This window comes from Chthonomonas sp., assembly GCF_035294505.1.
In the GTDB taxonomy this organism is placed as follows: domain Bacteria; phylum Armatimonadota; class Chthonomonadetes; order Chthonomonadales; family Chthonomonadaceae; genus Chthonomonas.
Map to the genome: position 1 here is coordinate 1 of NZ_DATGKU010000181.1, position 4,660 is coordinate 4,660.

Here is a 4,660-nt window from a genome sequence, read left to right on the forward strand (position 1 = left end):
TATCCGTAGATTAGAGTTATACAGAGAGACCACCCGTTTTGTAAGCGGCGTAAGCAGCGATAACCCTGTGGTATCGAGGAGATTGTAAAACCCATGCGAAAAGACCGCGACCAACGTAGCTTTTCCGATAACGACGACTACGCGGAAGACGGCGTCAACGAGAACGAAAGCTCTGGTGAGCTGCAGATTCGGGCGCTTTGGTTGCTCGACGAGATCATCCGTATGACTCCACGTAACGATGCGCGAATGGGCTACCTCTTGGCCTTGCGCGAACAGCTTATCTCCGATGAGGAGGCGATGGAGCAGGCCAAGAAGGTGATCGCCGAATTCGAGGAGGCCTACAACAAGCTCACCGCGCCGGCCAACCGCATCGCCGTGTTCTTGGGAAAAGTGGAGCCGGAGGAGCAGAAGCCCAAAGCGCGGCGTCGTGGCCAAGATGCCATAGAGCCGGGAAAAGGTGGCCAAGAAGAAAAGACGGATTTGGTGGTGCGTATCGCAATTGGGGATCAAGAATACATTGCCAATGTAGACCCCAAACTGGAGAAAACCGACTTTAAGGTGGGCACCCAGGTGAAAGTGAACGAGGCCTTCGCCGTTATTGGCGACCTGGGATATGCCAAGGGCGGCCCCATCGTAAAGGTTAGCGAGGTGCTTGAAGACGGGCGCTTGCGGGTCTCTATGGATGCGCAAGGGCTGCAATCGCGCGTGGTCTATCGCAGCGACGATCTGTTGCACGAGCCGCTAAAGCCCGGATCAGAGGTGCGCATGGAGCCGAATTTCAAGGTCGCGTTAGAGCACTTCCCCGCCCGTGAAACGACAGACTACTATCTTGAAGAGGTGCCCGAACTGCCTTGGAGTAAGATAGGCGGGCAAGAGGAAGCCATAGGGGTTATTAAAGACGCCATTGAAATGCCCCTGCTCTACCCCGAACTTTTTACACGCTTCGGGAAACGGCCGCCTAAAGGCATTCTGCTCTATGGCCCGCCTGGGTGCGGTAAAACCCTTATCGGGAAAGCGACGGCCTATAACCTCACAAAAGAGTACAGCAAGCGCCAGGGCAGAGAGGTTAAAGAGTACTTCATGTACATCAACGGCCCCAAAATCCTCAACATGTGGCTCGGCGAGTCGGAGCGGCAAGTACGAGAGATTTTCGCACAGGCGCGGGAGAAGGCCAAGGAGGGGCGCCTTGTGTTTATCTTCATAGATGAGGCCGAATCGCTTTTGCGAACGCGAAGCAGCGGTCGCTATCTGAACATCTCCAACACCCTCGTCCCGCAGTTCTGTGCGGAGATGGACGGACTGGTAAGCCTGCAAAACGTGGTGGTGATGCTTACCTCCAACCGACCCGACTACATAGACCCGGCCGTGCTGCGCCCTGAACGCATTGACCGTAAGGTGAAGGTGGCTCGACCGGATCGAAGGGCTGCACGCGACATCTATCGAATCTATCTTAGCGACGTTCCCTTAGACCCCGCCCTCATTCGGGAGCACAAAGGAGACACGGAAGCGGCCCTGGACGAGCTGCTCGACCTCGCCACCGACTACACCTTCCGAACGGAGCCGGAGATGGAGTTTTTGGAGGTCTACCTGCGTAACGGCGGCACAGAGACCCTCTACTGGAAAGACCTTCTGAGCGGCGCCCTGATCAAATCGGTGGTGGAGCGTGCGAAGGACTTCGCCATAAGGCGGTGCATCGTCAACAACACCTCAGACGAGGGCATTGGAATTGACGACATTCAGAAAGCCCTACGCATCGAGTTCCGCGAGAACGAAATTTTCCCGAAGGGCGATTCGTTAGAAGATTGGTTGAAGTTGCTCGACTACGAGCCGGAGAATGTGGCGACCATTCGCCCCATCCGCGCCAGAAAAGGCACGCCGCATTCGCAGCGCAACATCATCTAATGGATGTAAAGACCTAGGACGTTAGTTATGAACCGACTGTTCGGCATCGAGACTGAATACGGCATTGTGGTAGAGGGGCTGAGCGCGGGCGATTGGCTTACCGAAAGTATGGCCGTGGTTCGTAGCTGTGAAGGGCCGTGGGTGAGCGGCTGGAACTATCGGGGCGAGGACCCCCGAAGGGACATGCGTGGTTTTACCGTGCAAAACCTCTCCACAAACCCAGACGATGCCCAATTCGACCCTCCCGGCGGCCCCACAATGAGCCGTGAAGAGGAGCGCAGCGATAGGGTGTTGCCCAATGGGGCGCGGCTCTACAACGACCATGGCCACCCAGAATACTCTACTCCTGAGTGCCGCTCCCTGTGGGACCTTGTGGCGCATGACCGTGCCGGAGAGCGCATTGTGCTGGCAGCAGCGCGGCGGCGGGCTGCCGAAACCGGCCGAGCGGTTACCATCTACAAAAACAATACCGATTTCCACGGGGCCAGCTACGGAACTCATGAGTGCTACCTCATGCGGCGCGATGTGCCCACCGAGACCCTCATTCTCATGCTCCTGCCCTTCTTCGCCTCACGCTGCATCTACGCCGGGGCAGGAAAAGCGGGGGTGGAAAACAACGGCTTAGGGCGCTCCGATCTCTTCCAGCTTTCCCAACGTGCCGATTTCTTCTCTGTAGAGGCGAGCGTAGATACCCTGCATAATCGGCCGTTGGTAAACACGCGCGACGAGCCGCACGCAACCCCGCGAGCCTATCGGCGCCTCCACGTGATCTGCGGGGACGCCAATATGAGCGAGTATGCTACGGCGTTGAAAGTGGGCACCACCTGCTTGGTGCTATCGCTGTTGGAGCAGGGGGGGCAGCCGCCGCTGCGGTTGGCGAACCCGGTGCAGGCCGCGAAGGCCATCTCGCGCGATATAACCCTTAAACGCACGGTGGAAAGGGCCGATGGAAAACCGCCGATTACGGCGCTGGAGATTCAGCGGCTCTATCTCGCCGAAGCGCAAAAACACCTTCAAAACAGCGATGAAGAGACCGAGTGGGTGCTCACCGAGTGGCAGCAGATTCTGGATGAGCTGGAAAAAGACCCTCTTACCACCGCCGACCGGTTGGATTGGGTGGCCAAGTATCAGCTTTTGGAGCCGTTCCGCCAATCGGAAGGGCTGAAATGGAACGACCCCCATATGCAAAGCCTCGACCTCGCCTATCACAACATAGACCCGGAGGAGGGGCTTTACTACGGCCTTGAACAGGCCGGACAGATGTGCACCCTTGTCACGGAAACCCGCATTCAGGCGGCCATGTCGTGCCCTCCTGCAGACACGCGGGCTGCCCTGCGTGGCCTGTTTGTGCAGCGCTTCGCCCCCGCCGTGCAAAGCATCGGGTGGAATGGGGTGCTGTTTCGGTATAACGATGAGGACTATCTCTTCGATATGAACCCTTTGGTTGAGGAGAACGTGCGCCTCCTCAACGAGGAGTTTGCTAGCGTCCGTACCTTAGACGATGTCATCGCTCTCCTTCAGAGCCGTCCGGGTGCGGAGGAGACCATGTAGAGCGTGTAGAACGATACCGATGAGAAATCGTGAAGCAACGAAGGAGCGAGAACCATGAGCGATCTATTCCGTGTGGAAGAGCGACGGCAGATGCCCATCCTGCCCACTGAACCCGCCCGTAAAGAGGGCGATGGCGGCGGCCCTCAGAAGCCGGATGTAAAACGGCCCGACACCAGCGACCTGCTGCGCCGTATGAAGCGTGTAGACCCCGACGCAGCTCGTCGCTACCGACAACGAAGTGGAGAGTAACGTTGTTTGAACCGGCCGCAGACTTTTGGACCCTCTTGGAACGGAGCGGTCATCCCCTTACCCGTCCGCTGACCGCTCCGTCCCTCGCAGGCGATCCGCAGAAAACGCCGGCGCTTACCGAGGTGCACGGCACAACGGTGATTGCGGTGAAGTTCGACCGGGGCGTCATCAACGTGGGAGACCGCCGCGCTACCGCCAACTTCGCCGTGATGTACGACCGTGCCGAGAAGGTTTTGGCCGTTGACGACTATACTCTGCTCGCCATATCCGGCTCCTATGCACGCGCCATGGAGGTGGTGCGCTATCTGCGGACAGCCTTTAAACTCTATGAGCGAACCTACCTCCAACCCATGAGCCTAGAGGGCAAACTGGCGGAACTGGCCAAGGTGGTGCGAGCAGGCCTGCCGGAGGCTTTACAGGGCATCGGCGGATTCCTGCCTCTGCTGAGCATCTACGACCGTGAGTTGGAAGAGGGGCGCATCTTCTTTTACGACGGCATGGGGGCGCGATTCGAGAGCGCCGAGTTCGGTGCGGCCGGCAGCGGTTCGCTGCAGATTCGAGGCGTTTTTGACTATATCGTGAAAACCAAGAAGCCTTTTCATCTCATGACGCGAGAAGAGGCCCTCAAGGAGGCCCTGCTGCTTCTCGACATCGCTGCCGATCTCGATGCGGCTACCGGCGGGTGGTCTAAAGTGCTTCCGTTGGCCAAAACGATCACCGCCGAAGGAATAGAGGATGTGCCTGAGGAGGAGTTGCGTGCCTTGGTAGAGAGCATCGAGACGACAACCAACACGCATACCCTACGATGAAATTTTGACTTTCGAGGTTTTTATGTACACACCGTTCGACATTAACGAGGCGGTTGCCCAGCGTCGTGAGTTTGTAGAGGAAGGGCTGCGCACGGGCAGTCCGGTGGTGGGGCTTCGCTATAAAGGCGGGCTTCTGCTCTTCACCGTGC

Annotated in this window: 4 protein-coding genes; all 4 read left to right on the plus strand. The window is 57.9% G+C overall.

What is annotated here, in order from left to right; all coding sequences use genetic code 11:
• Nucleotides 1-93: 93 nt before the first annotated feature.
• The 4 genes from VKV18_RS11015 to VKV18_RS11030 are packed head-to-tail and all read left to right on the plus strand — an operon-like array spanning nt 94 to nt 4,511.
• The gene (locus VKV18_RS11015; protein WP_324204254.1) at nt 94-1,902 is read left to right on the plus strand and encodes an AAA family ATPase; all 1,809 of its coding nucleotides are present in this window, start codon (nt 94-96) and stop codon (nt 1,900-1,902) included.
• Nucleotides 1,903-1,929: 27 nt separating this feature from the next.
• Nucleotides 1,930-3,453 (plus strand): proteasome accessory factor PafA2 family protein, encoded by a 1,524-nt coding sequence (locus VKV18_RS11020; protein ID WP_324204255.1) that lies wholly within the window; start codon nt 1,930-1,932, stop codon nt 3,451-3,453.
• A 54-nt stretch (nt 3,454-3,507) separates the two neighbouring features.
• Entirely contained in the window at nt 3,508-3,702 is a 195-nt protein-coding gene (locus VKV18_RS11025) for a ubiquitin-like protein UBact (protein WP_324204256.1), read from the plus strand.
• 2 nt (nt 3,703-3,704) lie between these two features.
• Nucleotides 3,705-4,511, plus strand: a complete 807-nt coding sequence (locus VKV18_RS11030) for a hypothetical protein (protein ID WP_324204257.1) — start codon at nt 3,705-3,707, stop codon at nt 4,509-4,511.
• Nucleotides 4,512-4,660 lie beyond the last annotated feature (149 nt).